Raw genomic sequence first — 25,624 nt, forward strand, 5'->3', positions numbered from 1 at the left:
GATGCATCACGCCCATCCCCCTTGGACAGGCGCTTGTAGCCCTTATATGGGCGCGGTATGCCATCCCCCAAGCGCGTAAGGATACCCTGAAATGATTGCAAACAAAATCGCATGGGACGACACGGTATTGCCGTTCCAGTTGGACAACGCTGATGTGCGTGGCCGGGTGGCCCGCTTGGACGGCGTTCTCGATGGCATTCTGAAACAGCACAACTACCCGCCCGTGGTCGAAGCTTTGGTCGCGGAAATGGCGTGTCTGACCGCTTTGATCGGCCAGACCATCAAGCTGCGTTGGAAGCTGTCTCTGCAGGTACAGTCCAAGGGCCCTGTGCGGATGATTGCGACGGATTATTATGGTCCGACAGAAGAGGGCGAGCCTGCCCGCATTCGTGCCTATGCCAGCTATGACGAAGATCGGATCGATAACGCCTTGGCGCCGATTGATCACATCGGGCAGGGCTACTTCGCCGTTCTGATTGACCAAGGCCCCGACATGCAGCCTTACCAAGGCATTGCGCCCTTGAACGCGACCTCGCTGTCTGCGGCCGCCGAAGGGTACTTTGCCCAGTCCGAACAGCTGCCGACCCGCTTTTCGATCAACTTTGGCCGTTCGGTCGAACCGGGCGGTCGTGGTGAGTATTGGCGTGCCGGCGGCGTGATGCTGCAGCACATGCCCAAAGCGTCGCCCTTCACCAGTGGCGAAGGCGGCTCGGGCGAAGGCGGCACCCTGACAGCCAGCGATCTGGTCCACGGGGACGACGAAGAGAACTGGAACCGCGCGAACATCCTGCTCGACAGTGTCGAAGAGCTGGAGCTGATTGGCCCCACTGTTTCGCCCACCGATCTACTGATCCGACTGTTCCACGAAGAGCAGCCGCGCGTGTTTGACTCGCAGGTCGTGAAGTTTGGGTGCACGTGCTCTGAGGAACGCGTGCGTCAAACCCTGTCGATCTATTCCGCCAAGGATCTGACACACATGCTGACAGACGATGGCCGGATCACAGCGGACTGCCAGTTCTGCGGCGCGCATTACGATCTGGACCCCGCGACAGTCGGCAAGGATGCTGTGCAGCCCGAAGGCGGCTCTGATGAGCAGCAGGACTGATCTGATCACAACATTGACGGCGGCGCTGGCCAAAGAGGCCGCGCCGTCCTCTGATTTCGACCTCAACCCAGAGGTCGTCTTGCCCGAAGGTCGCAAACTGCGCCCCGCCGCCGTTTTGCTCGCGTTCGAGGCGTCTCCTTCGGGTGCACGGCTTTGGCTGACCAAGCGGTCCTCGGCCCTAAAACATCATCCCGGTCAGATCGCAGCTCCTGGTGGTAAGCAGGACGAAACAGATGCCGATCTGGTCGCCACTGCTCTGCGTGAGGCGCACGAAGAAATCGGATTGCCTCGGGACTCTGTGGAGGTTCTGGGTGCGCTGCCCCCGCACGAGACCGTGACAGGGTTTACCATGACGCCAATCATCGGAGTGCTAAGAAGCGGGTTCAATCCGGTGCCTGAACTGGGCGAAGTGGCAGAGGTTTTCCACGTGCCGATGCAGCACGTGACCAATCCCGAGAATTTCATGGTCCATGGTCGACGTTGGCGCGGGTCTCGCCGCTATTATTTTGCCGTACCCTACGGGCCCTATTATATCTGGGGCGCGACAGCGCGCGTTCTGCGCGGCTTGGCGGAGCGTTTCACATGAAACTTTCCGGCCCGTGGCTAGAGCGTCCCGCGACCCAAGCGGTGTGCGCGATGCTGGTTGAGGCCGGCTATCAGGCATGGTTCGTCGGAGGCTGTGTTCGCAACGCTCTGATCAATGCGCCGGTGGATGACATCGACATTTGCACCGATGCGCGACCCGAAACCGTCATGGAACTGGCGCAGAAGGCATGGCTCAAGCCTGTCCCCACCGGTATTGAACACGGCACCATCACAGTTGTTTCCGATGGGATCGGTCACGAGGTCACGACCTTTCGCCGCGATGTCGAGACCTTTGGCCGCCATGCCGTTGTGGCCTTTGCCGATACGATGGACGACGACGCTGCGCGGCGGGATTTTACCATGAATGCGCTTTATGCAGATCGGAATGGCGTGATCGCGGACCCCTTGGGCGGATTGCCAGATTTAAAAGCGCGGCACGTTCGGTTCATTGGTGACCCGTATCAGCGCATCCAAGAGGACTACCTGCGTATCTTGCGGTTCTTTCGCTTTACGGCGTGGTACGGCAATCCAGATCTGGGGATCGATCCTGACGGCCTGGCGGCCTGTGCCGAATTATCTGACGGAATCTCGAAACTGGCGGCAGAGCGGCTTGGCGCTGAGATGCGCAAACTGTTGACGGCAGTGGAGCCGACACGCGCAGTCGCCGCAATGGCGCAATCTGGTGTGCTGATGCAAGTTTTGCCAGGCGCGGATGCGACCGCCTTAGGGCCGCTCGTCCATCTGGAGGCCGAGGCAGGGTTGCCCTCCGATCCAATGCTCCGTCTCGCATCGCTGGGAAATTGCGAGGCGGCCACCCGCTTGCGCTTGTCCAAGGCCGAGGCGCGAGCCCTCGCTGAATTGCGGGACGCCGCGACCGAAGGCGCACCAGCACACGAAATCGGGTATCGCTTGGGAGCAGAGCGGGGCCTGCAGGCGATGATTTTGCGGGCGGCGCTCATGGGGGTGCCGATGACGGATGGCCCCGCCGTCGCCGCAGGCGCCGCAGCTAAATTCCCTGTCAAAGCGGCTGATTTGATGCCTGCCTATCAGGGCGCACAGCTGGGTCTGCGTCTAAAGCAACTTGAAAAACACTGGATAGAGGCGCAGTTTTCCCCCACGCGCGAAGAGCTTTTGAACAGCCCCGAATAATCGACATGTGACCATCATCTTTGGGCGCTACATCCTCGCACATTAGCAAGGCGGTGATCCCATGATGCGGTTTTTTGAGAAACTCGTTGATCCTTATGCTCCGTATACGGAGCCTGACCAGCCCCCTCGGCGGGTGCGGGATTATCTGCGGTGGCTGTCTGGCCCGTTTCGGGCGGTGTTTGCGTGGGCCGCGCTGACGGCGATCATTGTGGCTGGGGTCGAGGTCTGGCTGATCTATTACATGGGGCATCTGGTGGATGCGCTGTCTGGTGATCCCGCCACGTTTTGGCAGAGCCAAGGGCTGCAAGTCTTGGCGGTCGCGGGCTTTATCCTGATCTTGCGGCCTCTGCTTCAGTTTCTGGATGTGGCGCTGCTGAACAACGCGATCCTGCCGAACTTCGGGACTGCCTTTCGGTGGCGGGCGCACAAGCATGTTTTGCGCCAGTCGGTCGGCTGGTTCGAGAATGATTTCGCGGGCCGGATTGCGGGCCGGATCATGCAAGCACCCCCTGCCGCAGGCGAGGCTGTGTTCCAGATCTTTGATGCGATCGCGTTTGCATTGGCATATGTTGTGGGTGCAGCGATCCTGCTGGCTGATAGTGACGGGCGTTTGGTGTTGCCGCTTTTGGCGTGGGTCGGGCTGTTTCTGCTGTTGGTGCGCTGGGTGATGCGGCGGGTTGCGCCCGCGTCGAAATACTCTGCCGACATGCGCACGCGAATCTCGGGCCGCGTAGTCGACACCTACACGAACATCCAGTCGGTCAAGCTGTTCGCCCATCATGATCAAGAACTCGACTACGCCAAAGAGGTAATAGAAGAAGGGCGGCAGGCGTTTTTCAAAGAAATGCGGCTCTACACGATTATGGATCTGATGCTGATGACCCTGAATGGCCTGCTAATTGTCGGCGTGGTCGGATGGGCGCTGTATCTGTGGACTGCAGGGTCAGCCTCGGTCGGGATTGTTGCAGCGGCAACTGCGTTAACCCTTCGGCTCAACGCGATGACGGGTTGGATCATGTGGGCGATCAGTAGCTTCTTCCAGCAGCTCGGCGTCGTGGACGAAGGACTGGAGACGATCGCGCAGCCACTAGCTTTGCGTGATGCGAAGGGCGCGCAAGATCTGCACATGAACAGTGGCCGGATCGAGGTTCAATCCCTGAGCCATCACTACGGCAAAGGGCAGGGTGGCCTTGACCACGTGTCCCTTCAGATCAAAGCGGGAGAAAAGGTCGGGATCGTCGGGCGCTCCGGCGCGGGCAAATCGACCCTGATCAAGTTGCTCTTGCGGTTCTACGATATCGAAGGAGGGCGCATTCTGATCGACGGTCAGGATATCGCGCAGGTCACCCAAGACAGTCTGCGCCGACAAATCGGGATGGTCACGCAGGACAGCAGTCTGATGCACCGCTCGGTCCGCGACAACATTCTGTACGGGCGCCCCGATGCCACCGAAGAGCAGATGATCATGGCCGCGCAACGGGCCGAGGCGCATGAGTTTATCCTTGGCCTTCAGGATGCCGAAGGCCGCACCGGTTACGACGCCCACGTGGGCGAGCGCGGCGTAAAACTGTCAGGCGGTCAGCGCCAACGCATTGCTCTGGCTCGCGTCATCTTGAAGGACGCACCCATCCTCGTGCTGGACGAAGCCACAAGCGCCCTAGATAGTGAGGTCGAAGCCGCCATCCAGAGCACGCTGTACCAGCTGATGGATGGCAAGACCGTGATCGCGATCGCACATCGGCTTTCGACAATTGCGCAAATGGACCGGATTATTGTTCTGGATCAGGGGCGTATTCATGAACAAGGCTCGCACGACGCGCTTCTGGCGCAAGGCGGGCTCTATGCCAGCCTATGGGCGCGCCAATCGGGCGGGTTCCTAGCCAGCGATCCGACGACAAAGGACAGTGAATGCTGAAATTATCTCAGTGGATCGATTCATTTAAACCCGCGGGTGGGCCGCCTCCCCGAACCTTGGGCGCGTTCATGAAGTGGGCGCTGGCCGGAGCGTGGCCCGCCGTATTCGGTGCGTTTGCGCTGTCCGCTTTGGCGGGCGCAACCGAGGCTGGGTCTGCTCTGGTTCTGGGGATGTTGGTCGACACGGCTGCAGCCTCTGGTGATATCTTCCAGCCGGTTAATTTAGCGGTTATCGCTGGTGCGCTGCTGTTTTTCTTGGCGTTGCGGCCGATCACGTTTGGTCTCTCGGCGGCGGCAAACAGTATTGTTATTCAGCCCAATGTCATGCCCTTGGTGCTCTCTCGGCTAAACCGCTGGGTGCTGGGGCAAGAGGTGTCATTCTTTGATGACGATTTCGCGGGGCGGCTGGCGCAAAAGCAGATGCAGACCGCCCGTGCGACGACCGAAGTTGTGTCAGAGTTCATCAACGTAGTGGCGTTCGCGCTGTCATCCCTGTTCGGGTCGGTGGCCTTGTTAGGGGCGATAGACTGGCGCGTTGCCAGCCTGCTGACGGTCTGGCTGATCGGGTACTTTGCCCTGATCCGCTATTTCATCCCGCGCGTGCGGGCCATGTCCAAGGACCGCGCTAATGCCCGTGCGATGGTCACAGGGCAGGTGGTCGACACGATCACCAACGTAAAAACGGTCAAGCTCTTCGCCCACGACCATCACGAAGATCGAGCCGCCCTGTCGGCGATGGAGGTTTTTCGCGGCAAGGCTCTGGATATGGGGTACTTGTCTGCGAAATTCCGCTTGGTCCTGATGTCGTGGGCCGGTGTGCTCCCCGTCCTGCTGATTGGCGCGTCGCTGCTGCTGATGCGGTCGGGGCAGGCTTCGGCGGGGGATATTGCCGCGGCCGGGGCGATTTCACTGCGGATTGCGCAGATGACGGGCTGGGTCAGCTTCACACTAATGGGCATGTACGGCAACATCGGCGAGGTCGAGGACGGCATTCGTACGCTGACCCCGCACCGTCGGATCGAAGATGCGCCTGGCGCGCAGGACCTGTCTGTGACGGGCGGAGAAATCCGCATTGACGGCCTGAAATACGCCTATGGCCGTGAACGAGGCGGTGTTCAAGGGATCGAACTGACCATCAACGCGGGCGAGAAGATTGGTGTCGTCGGAGCTTCTGGCGCAGGGAAGTCCACCTTGGTGTCGCTTCTTCTTCGGCTCTATCAGCCAGAGGGCGGGCGCATTTTGATCGACGGTCAGGATATCTCGCACGTCACGCAGCAGAGCCTGCGCAGTCAGATCGGGATGGTCACGCAGGACACGGCGATGTTCAATCGTTCCGCCCGCGAGAACATCAAGTACGGTCGACCCGACGCCAGCGATGCCGAGATGAAACGCGCCGCCGAGGCGGCCGAGGCAGACGGTTTTATACAACACCTACAAGATTTCGCGGGGCGGGAAGCCTATGACGCCTATCTCGGGGAGCGCGGCGTGAAACTCTCGGGCGGGCAGCGCCAACGGATCGCACTGGCCCGTGCCATTCTGAAGGACGCACCGATCCTGATCCTCGACGAAGCGACCAGCGCGTTGGATAGTGAGGTTGAGGCCTCGATCCAGACCGCTCTGGATCATGCGATGGAGGGCAAGACCGTGCTCGCAATCGCCCACCGTCTGTCGACCATCGCGCGGATGGACCGGATCATTGTGATGGATGATGGCAAGGTGACCGAGGCAGGCACCCATACCGAGCTGCTGGCTCACAACGGGGCCTACGCGCGGCTGTGGGCGCGGCAGTCGGGCGGGTTCTTGGGGCTCGACGCGGCAGAATGAAAAACGCTGGCCTCTGGGCAAGGGCCAGCGTTTTAATGTCTTAGGCGGGTTTGAACAGGCCGTCTGCTTTGACCTGCACCATGGCTTCGTCCAGCGATTGCCAAGCGCGCGCGATCAGCAGATCCACGCCCTCTTTGCTGATGACCAACGGCGGAGAGATGATCATCCGGTCGCCCACATGGCGCATGATCAGGTTGTTCGCAAAGCAGCGCTCGCGGACCATGTAGCCGACGGTGCCTGCATCCGTGGCAAAGGCGGCGCGGCTTTCCTTGTGCGGAGTCAGCGCGATAGAGCCCATCAGGCCCACGATCTTGGCTTCGCCGACCATGGGATGTTCGGTCAGACCTTCGAACTTTTCCTTCAGGTAGGGCGCGATCTCTTCGCGGGCGCGGGTCACGATGCCCTCTTCGTCCAGAATGCGCAGGTTTTCTAGCGCTACGGCACAGCTGACCGGGTGGCCCGCATAGGTGTAGCCGTGGTTGAACTCGTCGCCGCCGACGACTTCGGCCACTTCGTCACAGACGATCGAGCCGCCGATAGGCGCGTAGCCCGACGAAAGACCTTTGGCGATGGTCATGATGTGAGGCTGGATGCCTACGGTTTCGCTGCCGAACCAGTTGCCGGTGCGGCCAAAGCCGCAGATGACTTCGTCCGCGATCAGCAGGATTTCGTACTTGTCGCAGATGCGCTTCAACTCGGGCCAATAGCTGTCCGGCGGGACGATCACGCCACCAGCGCCTTGGATGGGTTCAGCGATAAAGGCCGCAACGCGGTCTTCACCCAGTTCCAGAATGGCTTTTTCCAACTGCTGTGCGCGTTCAATGCCGAAATCCTCGGGGGACATGTCGCCGCCCTCGGACCACCAGTTGGGTTGGTCGATGTGGTGCACGTTCTGCACGACGCCGCCTTGGGCGTGCATCCCGCTCATGCCACCCAGCGACATCGCACCAAGGGTCGAGCCGTGGTACGCGTTCTTGCGGCTGATGATGATATTTTTTCCCGGCTTGCCCTTCTGGGCCCAGTAAAAGCGCGCCATGCGGATGTTTGTGTCGTTCGCCTCGGAGCCAGAGCCCGCATAGAAGACGTGGTTCAGATCACCGGGGGCCAGTTCCGCCAGCCGCTGGGACAGGGCGATGACCGGCACGTGGGTCGTCTGGAAGAACGTGTTGTAGTAGGGCAGTTCTTTCATCTGGCGGTAGGCGGCTTCGGCCAGCTCATCGCGGCCGTAGCCGATGTTGACGCACCACAGGCCCGCCATCGCGTCCAGAATTTCAGCCCCTTCGGAGTCCCATAGCCGTGTGCCCTGCGCTCGCGTGATGACCCGCGCGCCCTTTTTCGCGAAGCCCGATTGGGTCGAAAAGGGGTGCATGTGGTGCGCTGCGTCCAGAGCCTGCAATTCGGCTGTGGGCATGTGGTTGGAAATCTCGACCATAACGATCCTCGTCCTGACAAAGGGGGAGACGGGCGCCGCAGCGCCGCTGTTAAGATGAGAATATGATCAAATTATTTACTGTCAAATCGAATCAGAGGCCCCGAGGCTCTCTGCCAGCTGATTCATGCCTTGTTCGATGTCGTCGCGCATCGCTCGGGCGGCGCCTTTGACGTCGCCTGCTGCCATAGCAGTCAGCAAAATCTTGTGATTGTCCGGAAGGTTGACGGTGCCGTACCGACCGCACACCACGCGCAGGGATGGTCCGAACCGTAACCACATGCTATCCGCCATGGACGACAGGATGGGCGCATCTGCGAGATCGTAGAGCCGGTGGTGAAACTGGTAGTTGCCCCGCAGATAGCCCGATATGTCCCCGTGCTGCATGGCCGAATCCAGCTGTTTGTCGATGGTCGCCAGACTGTCACGCGCCGCATCGTCAGCCTTTTGGCAAGCCAGCTCCGCCAGCCGCGGTTCGAGGGCGAGACGCGCAAAAACCAGCTCTTCGACGGAGTTGCAGGTCAATCTGGGGACGCAGACGCGGCGGTTTCCCTGCAGATCCAGCGCGCCTTCGGCGATCAGGCGGCGTATGGCCTCGCGCACCGGAGTCATGCCGGCTCCCAACTGTTCGGTCAGGCCCAGAATCGTCACAGGCTGCCCTGGGGCGAGCTCTCCGAACAAGACCTTTTCTCGTAAAGATCGGTATGCGACCTCATGGGCGGGGAGTGGGGCGCTTTTGACGTTCGGGAGGTCAGGGCTGCTCAATTCTTAATCACCTTCCAAATTGTGTTGTGCCGCTTGCGTCGTATCCAGCCTTATGAGTTTACTGGAGATGTGGGAATAATGAAACGTTGCCACATGGGGTAAAACTTGATCAAATTCTCTACAAGGCGCGAAAAGCGTCAGATGCCCAACAGGAGAGTACCATGACATTCAAACTTGCGACCACCACCGCAGTGCTTGCGATTACTGCAGCATCGGCCATGGCCGAAGAGGTCCGCGTCTACAACTGGTCCGACTATATCGACGAAGAGCTGCTGACCAAGTTCGAAGAAGAGACCGGCCTCGAGCTGGTCTACGACGTGTTCGACAGCAACGAAGTTCTGGAAACCAAGATGCTGGCCGGTGGTTCGGGCTATGACGTCGTGGTCCCGACCGGCAGCTTCTTGCAGCGTCAGATCATGGCAGGTGCGTTCCAGAAGCTGGACATGTCGCAGTTGCCTAACGCGGATAACCTGTGGGACGTGATCAAAGACCGTACCGCACAATATGACCCCGGCAACGAGTACTCGATCAACTACATGTGGGGCACCACAGGCATCGGGACGAACACTGGCAAAGTCGCCGAAGTTCTGGGGGATGACGCGCCCATCGATAGCCTGTCGCTGATCTTTGATCCCGCGAACATGGAAAAGCTGGCCGAGTGTGGTGTCTATTTCCTGGACGCTCCGACCGAGGTAATCCCCGCGGCACTGGCTTACCTGGGTGAGAACCCTGATAGCAAGGACGCGGACGTTATCGCCAAGGCCGAAGAGGTCCTGATGGGCGTGCGTCCCTACATTCAGAAGTTCCACTCGTCGGAATACATCAACGCGCTGGCCAATGGTGAAATCTGTGTCGCCTTTGGCTGGTCGGGTGACATCTTGCAGGCCCGCGACCGCGCCGCCGAAGCCGATAACGGCGTTGAGGTGGCCTATCACGCTCCCAAAGAGGGTGCGCTGATGTGGTTCGATCAGATGGCAATTCCTGCCGACGCGCCGAACCCCGAAGGTGCGCACACCTTCTTGAACTTCATTATGGACGCGCAGAACATGGCTGCGGCGTCGAACTACGTGTACTACGCGAACGGCAACAAAGCCTCGCAAGAGTACCTGATCGAAGACGTGATTGGCGACACCGCGATCTATCCTGACGAGGCGACGCTGGAAAACCTCTACACCTTCTCGCCCTATGATCCGAAGCTGCAGCGGACCGTGACCCGCATGTGGACCAAGATCAAATCGGGCAACTAAGACCGACGTTTCGGGCGCGCAGGGTTCCTTGCGCGCCCCCTTTTGTTTTTCGACCATTCGCCGAGGTTATTCATGCCCGCCAACGGTGCTCCGATTTTCGCCCCTTGGGATGATCCCGCTGCCAAGCCGCTGATCCGGTTTGAAAATGTCACCAAACGGTTCGGAGATTTCACCGCAATCGACAACCTAACGCTGGATATCTACGAGCGGGAATTCTTTGCACTCTTGGGTCCGTCGGGCTGCGGCAAGACCACGATGATGCGGATGCTGGCGGGTTTCGAAACCCCCACCGAAGGCAAGATTTATGTCGGCGGACAGGACATGGGGCCGATCGCGCCGAACCAGCGCCCCGTGAACATGATGTTCCAGAGCTATGCGCTGTTCCCGCACCTGTCAGTCTATGAAAACATCGCGTTTGGCCTGCGCCGTGATGGCAAGCCCAAGGACGAAATCCACCACCGTGTCGAAGAGATGCTGCGGATGGTCCGTCTTCAGAAATTCGCGAAACGGAAACCGCACCAGATTTCCGGCGGTCAGCGGCAGCGTGTGGCTTTGGCGCGTTCCTTGGCCAAAGAGCCCAAGCTGCTTCTGCTGGACGAACCCCTTGGCGCGCTCGACGCCAAACTGCGCGAAGACACGCAGTTCGAGCTGATGGATATTCAGGAAAACACCGGCACTACTTTCGTGATCGTGACCCACGATCAGGAAGAAGCCATGACCGTCGCCAGCCGCATCGCCGTCATGGACGAAGGCAAGGTGATGCAGGTCTCGACCCCCGACCGCATCTATGAATTCCCCGACAACGCGTATGTGGCGGACTTTATCGGGGACGTGAACCTGATCGAGGGCCGCTCTAGCGCGGCGATTGACGAAACGGTCCAGATCGAATGGGCCGAAGGACAGCAGGCCATCACTGCGCAGACCCAGCGTCTCATCACTGCGGGGCAAAAGGTCTACTACGCGATCCGCCCCGAAAAGGTGACGATCAGTCCCGAGCGCCCTGCAGATGCCGTGAATGCGGCGCAGGGCAAAATCCTTGATATTGCATACTTGGGGAACCTCTCGACCTATCACGTGCAACTGCCGACAGGCCAAGTGATCAAGTCGCAGATGGCCAACACCCGTCGCATCAGCCGCCGTCCCTACACGTGGGAGGATCAAGTCTGGGTCAGCTGGACCAAGACTGGCGGCTCGGTGCTGGAGGGTTAAGTGATGCGCCGCTACATTGTCATAGCGCTGCCGTATCTTTGGCTCTTAGGGCTGTTCTTGGTCCCCTTCCTGATTGTGCTAAAGATTTCGTTGTCTGATCTGAACCTATCAATCCCGCCCTATCTGCCTCAGCTGGATCCCAGCGCCGGTTGGGCCGGGCTGAAAGATTTTTTTAGCCAACTGGATTTCGAGAACTTCGTCTTCCTGACCGAAGACGACCTGTACTGGAAAGCCTACCTGAGCAGCCTGAAGATCGCGGTTGTCGCGACCTTCTTTACGCTGTGTGTGGGCTATCCGATGGCCTACGGCATGGCCCGTGCGCCATCCGAATGGCGTCCGACTCTGATGATGCTGGTGATCCTGCCGTTCTGGACCAGCTTCTTGATCCGCGTCTATTCGTGGATGGGCATCCTGTCGAACGAAGGGTTCCTAAACCAGTTTCTGCTGTGGACCGGCATCATTTCCGAGCCGCTGGTGATCATGAACACCACGACTGCCGTCTATATCGGGATCGTTTACACCTACCTGCCGTTCATGATCTTGCCGATCTATTCCGCGCTGGAAAAAATGGACGATAGCCTGCTCGAAGCGGCCGAAGACCTTGGGTGTTCCCGCCTGCAGGCGTTCTGGCTGGTGACCTTCCCGCTGTCGAAATCCGGCATCATTGCGGGGTGTTTTCTGGTCTTTATTCCGTCGATTGGCGAGTTCGTGATCCCGTCGCTCTTGGGCGGATCGGATACGCTGATGATCGGCAAAGTCCTGTGGGAAGAGTTCTTTAACAACCGTGATTGGCCCGTGGCCTCGGCGGTGGCGGTGATCCTGCTGGCGATCCTTGTGATCCCGATCATCCTGTTTCAACGCAACGAGCAAAAGCAGCGGGAGGCAGACGGATGAGACGTTTCAGCTGGTTCAACCTGACCTCCCTGACGCTGGGGTTCGCGTTCCTGTATCTGCCCATGCTGATCTTGGTGATCTATTCATTCAATGAATCCAAACTCGTGACGGTTTGGGCGGGCTTCTCGACCAAGTGGTACGGCGAGTTGATGCAGAACGAGGCGTTTCTGGACGCTGCATGGGTGACCTTGCAAGTCGGTGTGATCAGTTCGACCATCGCCGCCGTTCTGGGGACGATGGCGGCGCATATCATGGTGCGTGGCGGTCGGTTCTTTGGCCGGACGCTGTTTTCCGGCATGATCTACGCCCCGCTTGTGATGCCCGAAGTCATCACCGGTCTGTCGCTTCTACTCTTGTTCATCGGCATTGGCTTGGACCGCGGTGTGTTAACCATTGTTCTCGCCCATACCACGTTCAGCATGTGCTACGTCAGTGTCGTCGTCAGTTCGCGACTTGTTAGCTTTGACAAGTCGCTAGAAGAGGCCGCCCTGGATTTGGGCTGCACCCCGTTCCAAGCTTTTCGCCTTGTCACTCTGCCGATCATCATGCCGGCGGTTATTTCTGGCTGGCTGCTCGCGTTTACCCTGTCGTTAGATGACTTGGTCATCGCCAGCTTTACCGCTGGTCCGTCGGCCACAACCCTACCGATCAAGATCTTCAGTTCGGTGCGTCTGGGGGTCAGCCCCGAGATCAACGCGCTGTCTACCATCATGATCGGGATTGTGACCGTGGGCGTGATCACCACATCGATCATTAGCAAACGCAACATCGCCCGCGCCGAAGCCGACGCCCGCGCTGCCGAGCGCACCTGATGTCACGCGTCTTCGAGGATTACGCCTACACCGACGCGGTGCGGAATGGTTGCTATTGGGACACCTCAGTAAAGCAGCGATCCTGGCCGGTCTTGCGTGGCACCCACCAAGCGGATGTTGTTATCCTTGGCGCAGGCTTTGTCGGGCTGAATGCAGCGATTGAACTGGCGCAGGGCGGTGCTTCGGTTGTTGTGCTAGAGGCGGAATGGCCCGGTTGGGGCGCATCGGGTCGGAACGGCGGTTTCTGCTGCATGGGCGGGGCAAAGGCCGAGGATTCCACGATCTCGCAGCATTACGGCGAAACCGCGTTGCAGGAGTGGGATGCCGCTCAGGTCGCTGCGATCGACCTTGTGGGGCGCCGGATTGCCGACTTGGCTTTGGACGTGGAGCGCCACTCAGACGGTGAGATCATTCTCGCTCACTCAGCCAGATCGATGGCACGCTTGGCAAAAGCGCACCAGAATGTGCTCGGTCCCGAAGAACTTTGTTCCAGAGGTATTCGAGCCTCTGGGATTCACGGCGGTGTACACACGCCTGTTGGGTTTGGACTGAACCCCCGCCGTTATGCCGAGGGGCTGGCCGCGCACGCGGAAACTCTTGGCGTCAGCATTTACGGCCAGTCCCCGGTGACGCAGTTGAAGAGATCGGGCCTGAATTGGCGGGCAGCGGCAAACGATGGCTGGGTCGAGGCGGACAAGGTTCTGATCGCCTCCAATGGCTACAGTCGGGATAATCTGCCGGACTGGCTCGCGGGGCGGTATTTACCTGCGCAATCTTCGGTGATGGTGACCCGTCCTCTGACGCGTGCCGAACAAGAAGCGCAGGGCTGGACCAGTGATCTAATGGCCTATGACACGCGGACGCTCTTGCATTATTTCCGGCGGCTTCCGGACGATCGTTTCCTGTTTGGGATGCGCGGTGGTTTGACCTCCTCTCCTCGTGCAGAAGAGGCTGTACAGCGGCGGATGCGTCAGCACTTCGACCGGATGTTCCCAGCGTGGAAACATGTCGAAGCGACCCACATGTGGTCGGGCCTTGTGTGCTTGATGCCCTCTCTTGTGCCTTTTGTCGGAGCGCTGCCTGACACAACCGGTCTCTATGCTGCGATGGGATGGCACGGCAATGGCGTTGCGATGGGCAGTTATGCTGGAGCAGTCATTGGCAAGCAGATGGCAGGTCAGCCGTTCGAAGGATTGCCGGACTTTGTGCAGTATCCGCCCCGCCAGTTTCCGCTATCCAAACACCGCCGTACTTTGCTTCGGTTGGCGTATCTGGGCTATGCGGTCAAAGATCTTTTCTAAAAATCTGGCTGATCGCCAATTCAGGACTGGCTTCTCGGCCCTAGGTTTATAAATATGCCGCAAGTTTATTGCATAAAGTGTGGCGATATTTCCCGTGGACCTTCCGTTTTTTCGAGATGCCGGCTCTGGCCGACCGATTATTTTCCTTCATGGATGGACCATGGACGGGTCGGTCTTTGACGAGCAGGCGCGCAGGCTCGTCCCGCGATTTCGCTGTTTGTCTCCTGACCTTCCCGGTCATGGACACAGCCGCCATTTGACTGCGAACATCCCGCGTAGCGCCGAGATGCTGGACAAGATGATCCAAGATTTGGCGTTGAAGGACGTCATTTTGGTCGGCTGGTCTATGGGCGCGCTAGTTGCGTGGCGGTATTTGGCGCGGTTTGGACAGGATCGTGTGGCCGGGTTGGTCACTGTCGATATGTCTCCCAAGATTGCGAACGGGCCTGACTGGCAGCTTGGCCTGCTCAGGGCGACTCGCAAAGAGGCCGCAGATCCGAATTACCGCAGTGACTGGACCAAGCGTGCAGAGGCCATCGCGAGTGGCATGTTCAGCGGCGATGCTCCGGATCAGCCTGCCAGGATCAAGGCGGCCCAATCCATGATCAATGGACAGAACCCCGGCCTCATGCAGTCAATGTGGGCTTCGATGATGAAGACTGACGAGCGGGATGCCATCGGCGCAATCCGTGTTCCGTGGTTGATCTGCTATGGGGTGCATAGTCAAGTCTATCCCAGCGAGTTGCGGAAATGGCTGTTGAAGCGCGCGCCACAGGCGCGGGCCTTGGGCTTTTCGGAAAGTGGTCATAGCCCGCATCTCGAAGAGCCAGACACATTTGCACGGGCGCTGACGCGGTTTGTAGACGGGATTCACTGAGCGTTCATGATCCGCGCAAGCTGGATATCGAGCGCCGTTAGCCCGCCAGCGTCATGGGTGGTCAGTCGGACATCAACGCGATTATAGACGTTTGACCACTCGGGATGGTGATCCATTTTCTCGGCGGCCACGCCGATTTTGACCATCCACGCCAAGGCGTTGGGAAAGTCGGGAAACTTGAACCGGCGCTCAATGGCCGTGCCAGCGTCGTTCAGGGTCCACCCTTCGGACTCTAATTCAGCCATAGCTTTCGAACGCTCAGTTTCAGTGAGTTGGTCAGTCATTCCTTCTCCTCCACGTGGGTTTTACGGAACGGGCCATATTCCGTAAGAATTTCGATCTCTTCGTCGATGGCTGCGGCTTCGGCGCTTAGGAACTCTTGCACCGCTCGGCCAAGCCCCGGATCACGCAACCAGTGCAGGGAATGTGTGACCGTTGGCATGTACCCACGGGCGAGCTTGTGATCACCCTGAGCGCCCGCCTCGACCCGCAAGAGCTTGTGCTCGATTGCCCAATCAATCGCGCGATAGTAGCAGAGTTCGAAGTGCAGGCAGGGGTGGTCTTCGATACAGCCCCAATATCGGCCATAGATCGTCTCGCGCCCGAGGAAGTTCAGCGCACCAGCGACATAGGTATCGTCACGCTCGGCCAAGACCAGAACCATGTCATCTCGCATCGTCTCGTGGGCGATGTCGAAAAAGGCGCGGGTCAGGTAGGGGCTTCCCCATTTGCGCGCGCCGGTATCTTGGTAAAATTGCCAGAAGCTGTCCCAGTGCTCTGGCGCGATCTCATCTCCCGTCAGAACATGGACAGTGCCACCAAAGCTGTTGGCACGCTCGCGTTCCTTGCGAATATTTTTGCGTTTCCGAGACGAAAGGCTCTGAAGGAAACCGTCAAAACTCTCGTAGTCGTCATTTAGCCAGTGATATTGCTGGCTCTTGCGGCCCATCATGCCCAGAGTTTCACCGGTCGTAACCTCGTCCTCGGTGCAGAAGGTCGCGTGAACGCCGGATAGGCGGTTCTGCTCTGCGATCTGCATAGCGCCTTGCATCAAGGCGGAACGCGCACTTTCGGCAAAATCTGGGTGGGTAAGGAATCGGCGGCCGGTGGCGGGGGTGAATGGCACGGCGATCTGAAGCTTTGGGTAATATCGACCGCCTGCGCGTTCATAAGCGTGGGCCCAGTTGTGGTCGAAGATGTACTCGCCCTGACTGTGCCCCTTGGCATAAAGCGGTGCGACACCAATGAGCATCTCGCCAAGATAGGCGGCTAGATAATGCGGTTCCCATCCGGTGCCTGTGCCGACAGAGCCGCTCTGTTCGAGTGCCGACAGAAATCGCCATGTGGTAAACGGGTCAATCGGTGGCCCGCCATCCGCTGCTTCGGGGCAGGCGCAACTATCCCATTCGGTTTCGGTCAGGTCCGAGACCGAAGACAACATGCGGATTTCAATCGTTTCTCTCATGTGGTCACCCCCGCTGCCAAAGGTGGTCTATTCCCGTGCAGGTTCAAGCGGGGGCGTAGTTTTCGAAGGTCACATTTTCCGCAACGGTGCGCGCTTCGGCCTCTTGTTGTGCAGAGCGGATCGTCCAGCACAAAACATGGATGCCTTGTGATTTGAGATCAGCCACTCTCGGGTTCTTCAGATCGCGGCGGTCGTGGCTGATAAAGCTGCACCCCAAACGAGTCACGTCCTCCATCTTCTGTAACTCTTGCAGGCGGTCCTTTGTGGCCGAGGGCCAATCGTCCTTGGCATAGTCGCAGGTCGTTAGCCCTCGGGCGATGTCAGGGCACAAAGAGGCCATGCGCGCGATCGAATGCGGGTTAAATGACATCACGGAGACAGCCCCGGAGTAGCTTTTCAGGGCCTCTGCTGTGGCTTCTTCCAGTTCGCCGACCTTTGGGCCAAGGCCACCGTCCTGGTCCTTGATCTCGATGAGCAGTGGAACGCGTCCGTCGATCCGGTCCAGAACCTCTGGCAAAGTCGGGATGCCAGAGCGCGCACCGACCAGATGAATATTGCGCAACTCGTCCGCTGTATGATGGCGAATCGCGCCAGTGGCTTTGGTCAGGCGGCGCAGGTCGTAGTCATGAAAGACCATCGCCTGACCGTCTGCGCTGAGCTGCAAATCAATCTCGATTCCGTATCCTGCGTCACAGGCGGCTTCGATCGCCTCGACGCTGTTTTCTGGTCGCCCCATCCCGTGAAGGGCTCGATGGGCGATGGGGCGCTCCAGAAAGCGCGGATCAAGGCGGGTCATCGGATCTGGAAAATCGCTTCGATTTCGACGGCTACGCCAAGGGGCAAGCTGGCAGCGGAGACTGCCGAACGCGCATGACGTCCGTTTTCACCCAGCACTTCGACCATCAGGTCCGAGGCGCCATTGATGACTTTGGGCTGCTCAGTGAAGTCTGCGGTCGAGTTCACGAAACCGACCAATTTGACCAAGCGCACAACGCGGTCCAGATCCCCGTCACACGCAGCTTTGGCTTGGGCCAGAAGGCTCAGCGCGCAGCGACGGGCTGCTGCTGCGCCTGCTTCGGTGTCCAGATCTGCACCCAGCTTGCCAGTGATCAGACCGTTCTCATCCGAGCTAATCTGGCCAGAGATGTGAACCAGATCGCCAACCTGAACAAAGGGGACATAATTCGCGGCCGGTGCGGGGGCGTCGGGCAGGGTGATTCCAAGTTCGCCAAGACGGGTTTCAATGGTTCCGGTCATAGTCCGTTCCTTTTGGTGCGTTTGCGCGGACGCTAGCGGGGAACATTCCGTTGCGATAGCCCACTTCAGTCGTATCCGCGCGCTTTTCCGAAATTTAAGGCGCAGTGCACGCGAAGTCTTTCGTAAGTGTGTGACGCTATTTCATGCAGCTTTGATCACTTCATCGCGACCACCGTCAAACTTGGCTGCGTGACTACGGGAAAACCGCTAGTTGATAGATTGAACAACTGTGCCAGTTTGGTAGCCAGAACCGTAGTCATTAAAACACAATTGCCAGAGAAAGCGTGTGACGCTCTAGGCTTTCGGAAATTTTTGATTAGTTGATGCCTCGGATTTATTTGACAGGAAGACCCGTGCCCACACCCGATCTATTCAAACGCGCTCGCGCAGGATTTGCGCCTATGTTTGCCGTCTGTGCATTGGGTCTCCTGACGGCCTGTGCATCGCCTGAACCCCAAGAGTTGGTCGCCGATCCCTATGAGCCTCTGAACCGCAAGGTTCACGGCCTATCCAAAGGCTTGGATACTTCGCTAATCCGCCCCGCGGCGGTCACTTACGGCACCGTCGTACCCAATCCGGTGCGGATGGGGATTTCCAACGTCGCGGATAACTTGACGCTGCCTTCCGAAGCATTGAACGGTTTGCTTCAGGGGGATGGTGAGCTGGCGTTGAACAGTAGTTTTCGCTTCGTCATCAACTCGACCTTTGGTCTTGCGGGCCTGCTTGATCCGGCCAGCAAGATGGGTCTGTCGAACATGGACACCGACTTCGGCGAGACGCTCCATGTCTGGGGCTTCAAAGAGGGCGCTTACCTAGAAGTGCCTCTCATGGGGCCGTCCACCGAACGTGACCTGACCGGCAAAGCCATTGACGCTGTGATAAACCCCGTGACTTTGGTTGCCCCACTTACCTTTACCGCAGCGCGCCGCAGCCTGAATGTTGCTGACCGTTTGGACACCCGCTACCGCTATGACGAGACGATCAGTTCAACTCTTTATGAAAGCGCCGATAGTTACGCTCAGGCGAAGCTGCTCTATATTCAGAATCGACGGTTCGAGCTGGGGCAAGGTGCCGAAGGCGCGGACGAGAGTGAAATATACTTCGATCCTTACGAGGACCCTTATGCTGAATAATTCCATTACCCGCCGGAACGTCCTGTTCGGCGCTTCGGCCTTGACCTTTGTATCGGCTCTGCCCGCGGTCGCCCTGACCGAAGCAGGCGCAACCAAGCTGATCAACAGTGTTATCGGCCAGATCAACTCTGTCATTGCTTCGGGTCAATCCGAAGCTGCGATGATCAAGCAGTTCGAGAACATTTTCGTCCGCTATTCGGATGTGCCGACCATTGCTCGCTATACTCTGGGTGTTGCAGCCCGCTCGGCCAGTGCCTCTCAATTGCGGTCGTTTACCGACGCGTTCACGGGCTATATTTCGCGCAAATACGGCAAGCGGTTCCGCGAGTTCATGGGCGGACGACTCGAGGTGCAACAGACCAAAGCGGTCAAGAGCTTTTACGAGGTCAAAACGCTGGCCTACCTGCCTGGTTCTGCTCCCTTCGATGTGACCTTCCTTGTGTCGGACAAGTCGGGCAAAGACCTGTTTTTCAACATGTTCATCGAAGGTGTGAACCTTCTGTTGACCGAACGAGAAGAGATCGGCGCAATGCTGGATCGTCGCGGCGGTAGCATCGACAGCCTGATTGCGGATCTTCAAAGGGCAGGCTGATGGTCAGACCCACTCTCGTAGCGGCAGCTCTTTGCGGGGCTGCAACTACTGCTTCGGCAGGTTTTGACGGCATCTACAAGCAAGCCGCAGATTCGGACTGTGCGCTCGTTGGCGTAGACGGTGGCGCTCTGAAGATCGAGGATGATGTCTTCTATGGTGTCGACGCCACCTGCGAGATGGTGGACCCCGTTCCCGTGAACGACATGGATGCAGTGCTGTACACAATGCGCTGCACCTCTGAAAAAGGCGAATGGTCCGCACGCTCTATGATATTGAACGGCGCTGATGGCGGACTGATCATGGTGTGGGATGGATACGCGTTCAAATACGACTCGTGCCCAGACCCCGACTCCGCCAATCCAGTAACGGAATCTATACCCGAAGACGCGACAGTCGTGAGTGGGGAGGATGCTGAGGAAACGGTCGAGCCCGCCGTATCCGCCGACCCAGCTTCAAAGCCCGCCGCGCCCGAAGGCGAAGCGGAAGAGCTTCCGGTAGAGGATGCGGAACTCGATACCGAAGCTGGTTAATTCCCGCCGAAGATCGAATTCAGGACATCCCGAAGAACTGTATCCACAGCATCGACAGGGTTTTGCGCCGGTCGCGGCGCGGCCCGAGGCACCTCGCGTGTTTGGGCAACGTTAGGCTCGGGCGCAGGGCGCAGCATCGGCAGTGGTTTGGTGGGCATCCCGTCGTGGACACGGGTCATGGTCTCGCGCCAGATTTCAGCAGGAAGACCGCCGCCCGTCACGCCCTTGAGCGGGGTGTTGTCATCATAGCCCATCCAGACGCCCGCAACGTAATCAGCAGTGAAGCCGACAAACCATGCATCGCGCGCCGCAGATGTGGTGCCGGTTTTGCCCGCAGCTTCGCGGCCATCCGGTAGCCGAGCACGTGTGCCAGTGCCTTCGCTCACCACTTTAGACATCATATAGATCAACTCGCGCGCCGCATCCTCGCGGATTACACGCTCTCCGATGCCGCCTTCGGTATCCATCAGCGGGGCGTCATCATCGAGAAGTCGCAGTTCTGTCAGGCCGTAAGGTTTAACCGACGACCCACCGTTCAGAATACCTGCGTAGGCTCCAGTAACTTCGATCAGGGTCGACTCTGACGCGCCTAGGGCCAGCGCAGGTCCTTCGGCCAGATCGCTTTGGATGCCAAAGTCGGATGCGATCCGGCGGACATTCTCGCGATCTACAGCTTCAGAGACCTTGACCGCAGGAATGTTCAGAGAGTTTGCCAGCGCATATTCTAGTGTTACGCGGCCATAATGCTTGCGTGTGTAGTTTTCGGGGGACCAAGGACCAGAGCCCGGGATGTCGATCGTGTAGGGTTCGTCCACGACCGTCGAATTCCAGTGATGTCCCAATTCCAGCGCCGTCGCGTAGACAAAGGGTTTGAAGGCAGAGCCCGTTTGACGCTTGGCCGAGGTGGCCCTGTTGAACACACCACTGACCTGGGTGCGGCGTCCGCCCACCATCGCGCGGACCGCGCCGTCAGCGCTCATCACGACGATGGCGGCCTGCGCTTTGGATGTTTCGCTGACCTTGGTTTCAAAGATGGTCTTCATCGCATCTTCGGCGGCTTTCTGGATGCGCTGGTCGAGCGTGGTTTTGATAATGACGTCTTCGGTGGTCTCGCGGGTAAAGAACTCTGGTCCGTCAGACATCACCCAGTCGGCGAAATACCCGCCCGCTTTGGCTTCGGCAGCCTCAGACAGTTGTGCAGGGCTGTTGATCGCGGTGTTGGCTTGCGAGGCGGTCAGATAGCCTTGGTCTTCCATAAGGCCGACGATGATTTTGGCCCGTTGCTGTGACCGTTCAAGGTTATTCGTCGGGGCATACCGTGTCGGAGCCTTCAGCAGCCCCGCCAGCATGGCCGATTCGGCAGGCGAAACATTCGAGGCAGATTTGCCAAAATAGCGCTGCGATGCGGCCTCGAAACCACGCGCGCCCGCCCCAAGGAAGGCGCGGTTCATATAAATCGTCAGAATCTCTTCTTTGGAGTATTTGGCCTCCATCGCCATGGCAAAGATTGCCTCTTTGACCTTGCGCCACAGAGTCGTCTGGCGGCAGTCGCTTTCGTACTCTGTTTCGGTCATGCCTGAATTCGGGTCGAAAGGCACACCAAGACAGAGCAACTTAGCGGTCTGCTGGGTGATGGTCGAACCGCCGTGACCGGACAGTGGCCCGCGGCCCTCGCTCAGGTTGATCTTTACTGCGCTTGCAATGCCGATGGGGTCTACGCCGATGTGATAGTAAAAGCGTTTGTCTTCTGTCGCGACGATCGCGTCACGCAGATAGGGTGACACGGTGTCCGCCGTGATTACCCCGCCAAACTGGTCGCCCCGCCACGCAAACACTGCACCATTGCGGTCCATCAAGGTGACAGAGCCGCGCGCACGCCCGTCCACAACTTCGGAGACAGGTGGCAGCGTTGTATAGATATAGAGTACCCCCGCGCCGATCAGCAGCGCAGTGACCATACCGATCCGCCAACCGAATCCCCACAGCACGCGCCAAATCAATCCAAAAAAGCCAAGCACGATGCCCGAAATCAGACCACGTTTCTTGGTCGAACGGGGCTTTCGCGCCTTTTTGTTTGGGGTTTTCGACGCGGCGGCTTTCTTTTTGGCGGGGGCCGACCGAGACTGAGAACTGCGTTTGTCAGCGACAAGTCTGCCGCTCCCGCGAGGACGATTTACCATGGTGGTCTGCTCGTTGCTTGGTTTTGCGGCTAATTTACCTTCAAAAGGGTGCATTGTAGACCCCATCAAGAAGGTTTGATCATTCATATTTTGATCAATAATTGTGCATTTTTGAATTTGTGCACATATTTTCATCAATCATGCCCTTAAACCACCCCTAATGATCCCTCTCCGACTTGTTGCAAGGGCGGATTCTCGCCTTTCTGCCGGAGCAACCCGCAGCAACGTCTGCCAATCAAAGGGGACCAAGGTGAAATTCATCATTGCAACAATTAAACCGTTCAAGCTCGAAGAGGTCCGTGAAGCACTGACTTCGATCGGCGTGCGCGGCATGATGGTAACCGAGATCAAAGGCTTCGGCTCCCAGTCGGGACATACCGAGATCTACCGTGGTGCAGAATATGCCGTCAATTTCGTGCCGAAGATCAAGCTCGAGATCGCATGTGCAGCTTCGATGGCAGACCAAGTTGTCGACACCATCCAAAAGACCGCCAAGACCGACAAGATCGGTGACGGCAAAATTTTCGTTCTCGACCTGCAGGCCGCCCTCCGCGTCCGCACCGGCGAAACCAACGAAGACGCTCTGTAAGCGCGTAACTAGGGACCAATAGTCAAATGAAACTGAACAAAATCCTTCCGTTGGCTGCAGCTGCTGCTGTTCTGCCGACTCTGGGTCTGGCTCAGGACGCCACCCCCGGCGTTGATGCCAGCTCTGACTCCATCTTTATCCTGAACTCGCTGCTGTTCCTCGTTGGCGGTTTCCTCGTATTCTTCATGGCTGCTGGCTTTGCAATGCTCGAAGCAGGCCTCGTTCGCTCCAAGAACGTTGCCATGCAGTGTACCAAGAACGTTGCGCTCTTCTCGCTCTCCGCGATTTTCTACTACCTGATCGGCTACAACCTGATGTACCCGCTGGGCACCTGGGCCGTTGACGGCGTTCTGTCCGGCGTCTGGGGCGTCGCGATCCTCGAAGCTGTTGGCATCACCCGCGATGCAGCTGACGACTACGGCTACGCGTCGACCGGTTCGGACTTCTTCTTCCAGCTGATGTTCTGCGCCGCGACCGCATCGATCGTTTCGGGCACCCTGGCCGAGCGTATCAAGCTGTGGCCCTTCCTGATCTTCACCATCATCCTGACCGGCATCATCTACCCGCTGCAGGCATCGTGGAAATGGGGCGGTGGTTTCCTGGACGCAAACGGCTTCCTCGACTTCGCTGGCTCGACTGTTGTGCACTCGGTAGGTGGCTGGGCCGCTCTGACCGGCGCGCTGATCCTTGGCCCCCGTATCGGCAAATTCTCCAAAGATGGCCGCGTTGTTCCCATGCCCGGTTCGAACCTGACCCTCGCAACTCTGGGTACGTTCATCCTGTGGCTCGGTTGGTTCGGCTTCAACGGCGGTTCGCAGCTGGCAATGGGTACTGTTGGTGACGTAACCGACGTATCGCGCATCTTCTCGAACACCAACGCAGCAGCAGCTGGCGGCGCAATCGCAGCCCTGATCCTGACCCAAGTTCTGTACAAAAAGGTCGACCTGACCATGGTACTGAACGGCGCACTGGCAGGTCTGGTTTCGATCACCGCAGAGCCCCTGACCCCCACTCTGGGTCTGGCAACCATCATCGGCATGATCGGTGGCGTAATCGTAGTGTTCGCGGTGCCCATGCTGGACAAGCTGAAGATTGACGACGTTGTTGGCGCGATCCCTGTTCACCTGATCTGCGGCATCTGGGGCACCATCGCTGTTGTCCTGTCGAACGGCGACGCAACCATCGGCGCACAGCTCTACGGCATCGTAGTTGTTGGAATCTTCACCGTCGTTGCTTCGGGCGTTGTCTGGTTCATCCTGAACATGGTCATGGGCCTGCGCGTCACCGAAGAAGAAGAGATCAACGGTCTCGACAAAGCGGAACTGGGCATGGAAGCCTATCCCGAATTCTCGAAGCTCTAATCAGATCTTCGATCATCGGAAAACAGATCGGGCGCCCAAGTGGCGCCCGATTTCTTTGTGTCTGATCCTATGCGTTAGGCTTACGCTGAGGGGCGCCGCTGGCCATGTCTGTTCCCATGTAAGGCTTCTCGGCGGTCTTCCACGCGCCAAAGCCGCCGCCCATGTGTGCAATTGGGGTCATGCCAGCGTCCAGCGCGGCGCGCGCCACCTTTTCGCTCCGCATACCGGATCCGCAATGGAATACGATCCGCTTGCCGTCCTGAGTCGGCAGCTTCTTGGCATCGAAGAAGGCCATCGGCATCAGCAAAGCGCCTTCGACATGTTCGAACATGTATTCCTGCGGGGTGCGTACATCGATCAGAACAATTTCGTTCTTATCGAAGGCGGCTTGCACCTCGTCCACGGTCCACGTTTCGAGAACGCCGTTTTCAGTATTTTCGGTTTGCATGGTCAGTCCTTGCTTAGAAGTAGTTCGCTGGAATTTTAAAGTACTGGCGCCCGTCATCTTCGGGCGGCAATAAGCGGCCGCCGCGCAGGTTGACCTGCAGAGCGTACATCATCTGGGTCGGCAAGCTGAGCGTTGCGTCCCGCTCGTCGCGCACCTTCCGGTATTCGGTTTCGGTCACGCCTCCGCTCAGGTGTTTGTTGTTGGCCTTGTGCTCAGCAACCGTCGCTTCCCATGCGGGGTCTTCACGATCGCCTACGGGCGGGTAGTCATGGCCGATGTACAGACGGGTGTCGTCTGGTAGCGCCAGAATGGCCTGGAGCGAGTCCCACAGATCTTTGGACGATCCACCGGGGAAGTCTGCGCGGCTTGTCCCGCTATCGGGGTACATGAACGTGTCATGCACAAAGGCCGCATCGCCCACGATATACGTGATGGACCCCAGCGTATGGCCGGGGGACAGCATGACGCGGACATCCAGATTACCGATCTTGAAGGTGTCGCCATCTGCAAACAGATGGTCAAAGTCCCGCTCGGGATCAAAGGCATCGGGCAAGTTGTAATACTCGGCCCACAGCTTAGCGATGTCGCGAGTTTTCTCGCCAATCGCGGTCTGCACGCCTGTCTGCTCTTTGAGCCAAGCAGAGGCCATTAGGTGGTCGGCGTGTGGGTGCGTGTCTAGGATCCACTCCAGCGTCAGGCCGTTCGCTTCGATATAGTCTAGTGCGGTCTGTGCGCTGCTGGTCGAGGTGCGGGCGTGGGCGGGGTCGAAATCCAGAACCGTGTCGATCACGGCGCATTTCTTGGTCGCTTCGTCGATACAGATGTATTGAACCGAGCCCGTGACCTTTTCGTAAAAGCCGACAACCTTGGGGCTGTTCGGGCCGTTCGACGGACTCTCGCGGGTAAACATGGGAACCTCCTGACATGTGCTTCATGCATTCAGATAATGGAATGCATT

Annotated in this window: 25 protein-coding genes; 16 read left to right on the top strand and 9 right to left on the bottom strand. The window is 58.5% G+C overall.

Going from position 1 to position 25,624, the window contains the following annotated elements; genetic code table 11:
- Window positions 1-91 precede the first annotated feature (91 nt).
- The 5 genes from AB9K37_RS08605 (at window position 92) to AB9K37_RS08625 (ending at window position 6,577) form a co-directional block, all read left to right on the top strand.
- Window positions 92-1,105, top strand: coding sequence for an Hsp33 family molecular chaperone HslO (locus AB9K37_RS08605; protein ID WP_369837226.1), 1,014 nt, complete (start codon window positions 92-94; stop codon window positions 1,103-1,105).
- On the top strand, window positions 1,089-1,691 hold the full coding sequence (locus AB9K37_RS08610) for a CoA pyrophosphatase (protein WP_369837228.1): 603 nt from the start codon (window positions 1,089-1,091) through the stop codon (window positions 1,689-1,691). The genes AB9K37_RS08605 and AB9K37_RS08610 overlap by 17 nt, the downstream gene beginning before the upstream one ends.
- Window positions 1,688-2,839, top strand: coding sequence for a CCA tRNA nucleotidyltransferase (locus tag AB9K37_RS08615; protein ID WP_369837231.1), 1,152 nt, complete (start codon window positions 1,688-1,690; stop codon window positions 2,837-2,839). Before AB9K37_RS08610 ends, AB9K37_RS08615 begins: the two co-directional genes overlap by 4 nt.
- Window positions 2,840-2,900: 61 nt before the next feature.
- The gene (locus tag AB9K37_RS08620) at window positions 2,901-4,754 is read left to right on the top strand and encodes an ABC transporter ATP-binding protein (RefSeq protein WP_369837233.1); all 1,854 of its coding nucleotides are present in this window, start codon (window positions 2,901-2,903) and stop codon (window positions 4,752-4,754) included.
- A complete protein-coding gene (locus AB9K37_RS08625) occupies window positions 4,751-6,577 on the top strand; it encodes an ABC transporter ATP-binding protein (RefSeq protein ID WP_369837653.1) in 1,827 nt (608 codons plus the stop codon). Before AB9K37_RS08620 ends, AB9K37_RS08625 begins: the two co-directional genes overlap by 4 nt.
- A gap of 40 nt (window positions 6,578-6,617) precedes the next feature.
- Here AB9K37_RS08625 and AB9K37_RS08630 read toward each other — a convergent pair whose 3' ends face one another.
- Window positions 6,618-8,009: an aspartate aminotransferase family protein gene (locus AB9K37_RS08630; protein ID WP_369837236.1), complete on the bottom strand. Its 1,392-nt coding sequence runs from the start codon at window positions 8,007-8,009 to the stop codon at window positions 6,618-6,620.
- A gap of 81 nt (window positions 8,010-8,090) precedes the next feature.
- Entirely contained in the window at window positions 8,091-8,771 is a 681-nt protein-coding gene (locus AB9K37_RS08635) for a GntR family transcriptional regulator (RefSeq protein WP_369837238.1), read from the bottom strand.
- A 161-nt stretch (window positions 8,772-8,932) separates the two neighbouring features.
- Between AB9K37_RS08635 and AB9K37_RS08640 the strand changes: the two genes are divergently transcribed.
- From AB9K37_RS08640 to AB9K37_RS08665, 6 genes are all read left to right on the top strand, one after another.
- Complete coding sequence (locus tag AB9K37_RS08640; RefSeq protein ID WP_369837241.1) at window positions 8,933-10,018, top strand: polyamine ABC transporter substrate-binding protein; 1,086 nt, start codon at window positions 8,933-8,935, stop codon at window positions 10,016-10,018.
- A 72-nt stretch (window positions 10,019-10,090) separates the two neighbouring features.
- A complete protein-coding gene (locus AB9K37_RS08645; RefSeq protein ID WP_369837244.1) occupies window positions 10,091-11,227 on the top strand; it encodes an ABC transporter ATP-binding protein in 1,137 nt (378 codons plus the stop codon).
- A 3-nt stretch (window positions 11,228-11,230) separates the two neighbouring features.
- Entirely contained in the window at window positions 11,231-12,121 is an 891-nt protein-coding gene (locus tag AB9K37_RS08650) for an ABC transporter permease subunit (protein WP_369837247.1), read from the top strand.
- Window positions 12,118-12,933, top strand: coding sequence for an ABC transporter permease (locus AB9K37_RS08655; RefSeq protein ID WP_369837248.1), 816 nt, complete (start codon window positions 12,118-12,120; stop codon window positions 12,931-12,933). Before AB9K37_RS08650 ends, AB9K37_RS08655 begins: the two co-directional genes overlap by 4 nt.
- Complete coding sequence (locus AB9K37_RS08660) at window positions 12,933-14,234, top strand: NAD(P)/FAD-dependent oxidoreductase (protein ID WP_369837250.1); 1,302 nt, start codon at window positions 12,933-12,935, stop codon at window positions 14,232-14,234. The genes AB9K37_RS08655 and AB9K37_RS08660 overlap by 1 nt, the downstream gene beginning before the upstream one ends.
- Window positions 14,235-14,328: 94 nt before the next feature.
- A complete protein-coding gene (locus AB9K37_RS08665; protein WP_369837253.1) occupies window positions 14,329-15,111 on the top strand; it encodes an alpha/beta fold hydrolase in 783 nt (260 codons plus the stop codon).
- Here AB9K37_RS08665 and AB9K37_RS08670 read toward each other — a convergent pair.
- The 4 genes from AB9K37_RS08670 to AB9K37_RS08685 are packed head-to-tail and all read right to left on the bottom strand — an operon-like array spanning window position 15,105 to window position 17,833.
- On the bottom strand, window positions 15,105-15,395 hold the full coding sequence (locus AB9K37_RS08670) for a 4a-hydroxytetrahydrobiopterin dehydratase (protein WP_369837255.1): 291 nt from the start codon (window positions 15,393-15,395) through the stop codon (window positions 15,105-15,107). The genes AB9K37_RS08665 and AB9K37_RS08670 overlap by 7 nt on opposite strands.
- Complete coding sequence (locus AB9K37_RS08675; protein ID WP_369837257.1) at window positions 15,392-16,576, bottom strand: GNAT family N-acetyltransferase; 1,185 nt, start codon at window positions 16,574-16,576, stop codon at window positions 15,392-15,394. The genes AB9K37_RS08670 and AB9K37_RS08675 overlap by 4 nt, the downstream gene beginning before the upstream one ends.
- Window positions 16,577-16,619: 43 nt before the next feature.
- Complete coding sequence (locus tag AB9K37_RS08680; protein ID WP_369837259.1) at window positions 16,620-17,372, bottom strand: glycerophosphodiester phosphodiesterase family protein; 753 nt, start codon at window positions 17,370-17,372, stop codon at window positions 16,620-16,622.
- Window positions 17,369-17,833, bottom strand: coding sequence for a RidA family protein (locus tag AB9K37_RS08685; protein ID WP_369837262.1), 465 nt, complete (start codon window positions 17,831-17,833; stop codon window positions 17,369-17,371). Before AB9K37_RS08685 ends, AB9K37_RS08680 begins: the two co-directional genes overlap by 4 nt.
- Before the next feature lie 401 nt (window positions 17,834-18,234).
- On the opposite strand from AB9K37_RS08685, the gene AB9K37_RS08690 reads away from it, so the two are divergent.
- The 3 genes from AB9K37_RS08690 to AB9K37_RS08700 are packed head-to-tail and all read left to right on the top strand — an operon-like array spanning window position 18,235 to window position 20,088.
- Window positions 18,235-18,966, top strand: a complete 732-nt coding sequence (locus AB9K37_RS08690) for a VacJ family lipoprotein (RefSeq protein WP_369837265.1) — start codon at window positions 18,235-18,237, stop codon at window positions 18,964-18,966.
- Window positions 18,956-19,558: a phospholipid-binding protein MlaC gene (locus AB9K37_RS08695; RefSeq protein ID WP_369837268.1), complete on the top strand. Its 603-nt coding sequence runs from the start codon at window positions 18,956-18,958 to the stop codon at window positions 19,556-19,558. The genes AB9K37_RS08690 and AB9K37_RS08695 overlap by 11 nt, the downstream gene beginning before the upstream one ends.
- Entirely contained in the window at window positions 19,558-20,088 is a 531-nt protein-coding gene (locus tag AB9K37_RS08700; RefSeq protein WP_369837270.1) for a hypothetical protein, read from the top strand. The genes AB9K37_RS08695 and AB9K37_RS08700 overlap by 1 nt, the downstream gene beginning before the upstream one ends.
- Here the strand turns inward: AB9K37_RS08700 and AB9K37_RS08705 are convergent.
- On the bottom strand, window positions 20,085-22,268 hold the full coding sequence (locus AB9K37_RS08705; protein ID WP_369837273.1) for a transglycosylase domain-containing protein: 2,184 nt from the start codon (window positions 22,266-22,268) through the stop codon (window positions 20,085-20,087). The genes AB9K37_RS08700 and AB9K37_RS08705 overlap by 4 nt on opposite strands.
- A 250-nt stretch (window positions 22,269-22,518) precedes the next feature.
- On the opposite strand from AB9K37_RS08705, the gene AB9K37_RS08710 reads away from it, so the two are divergent.
- Window positions 22,519-22,857, top strand: a complete 339-nt coding sequence (locus AB9K37_RS08710; protein ID WP_369837276.1) for a P-II family nitrogen regulator — start codon at window positions 22,519-22,521, stop codon at window positions 22,855-22,857.
- A gap of 26 nt (window positions 22,858-22,883) precedes the next feature.
- The gene (locus tag AB9K37_RS08715) at window positions 22,884-24,218 is read left to right on the top strand and encodes an ammonium transporter (RefSeq protein WP_369837279.1); all 1,335 of its coding nucleotides are present in this window, start codon (window positions 22,884-22,886) and stop codon (window positions 24,216-24,218) included.
- Window positions 24,219-24,285: 67 nt separating this feature from the next.
- On the opposite strand, the gene AB9K37_RS08720 is transcribed toward AB9K37_RS08715, so the two are convergent.
- Window positions 24,286-24,666, bottom strand: a complete 381-nt coding sequence (locus tag AB9K37_RS08720) for a rhodanese-like domain-containing protein (RefSeq protein WP_369837282.1) — start codon at window positions 24,664-24,666, stop codon at window positions 24,286-24,288.
- A gap of 13 nt (window positions 24,667-24,679) precedes the next feature.
- Window positions 24,680-25,576, bottom strand: coding sequence for an MBL fold metallo-hydrolase (locus AB9K37_RS08725; protein WP_369837285.1), 897 nt, complete (start codon window positions 25,574-25,576; stop codon window positions 24,680-24,682).
- Window positions 25,577-25,624 lie beyond the last annotated feature (48 nt).

The organism is Donghicola sp. XS_ASV15 (genome assembly GCF_041224595.1).
Taxonomy (GTDB): domain Bacteria; phylum Pseudomonadota; class Alphaproteobacteria; order Rhodobacterales; family Rhodobacteraceae; genus Donghicola.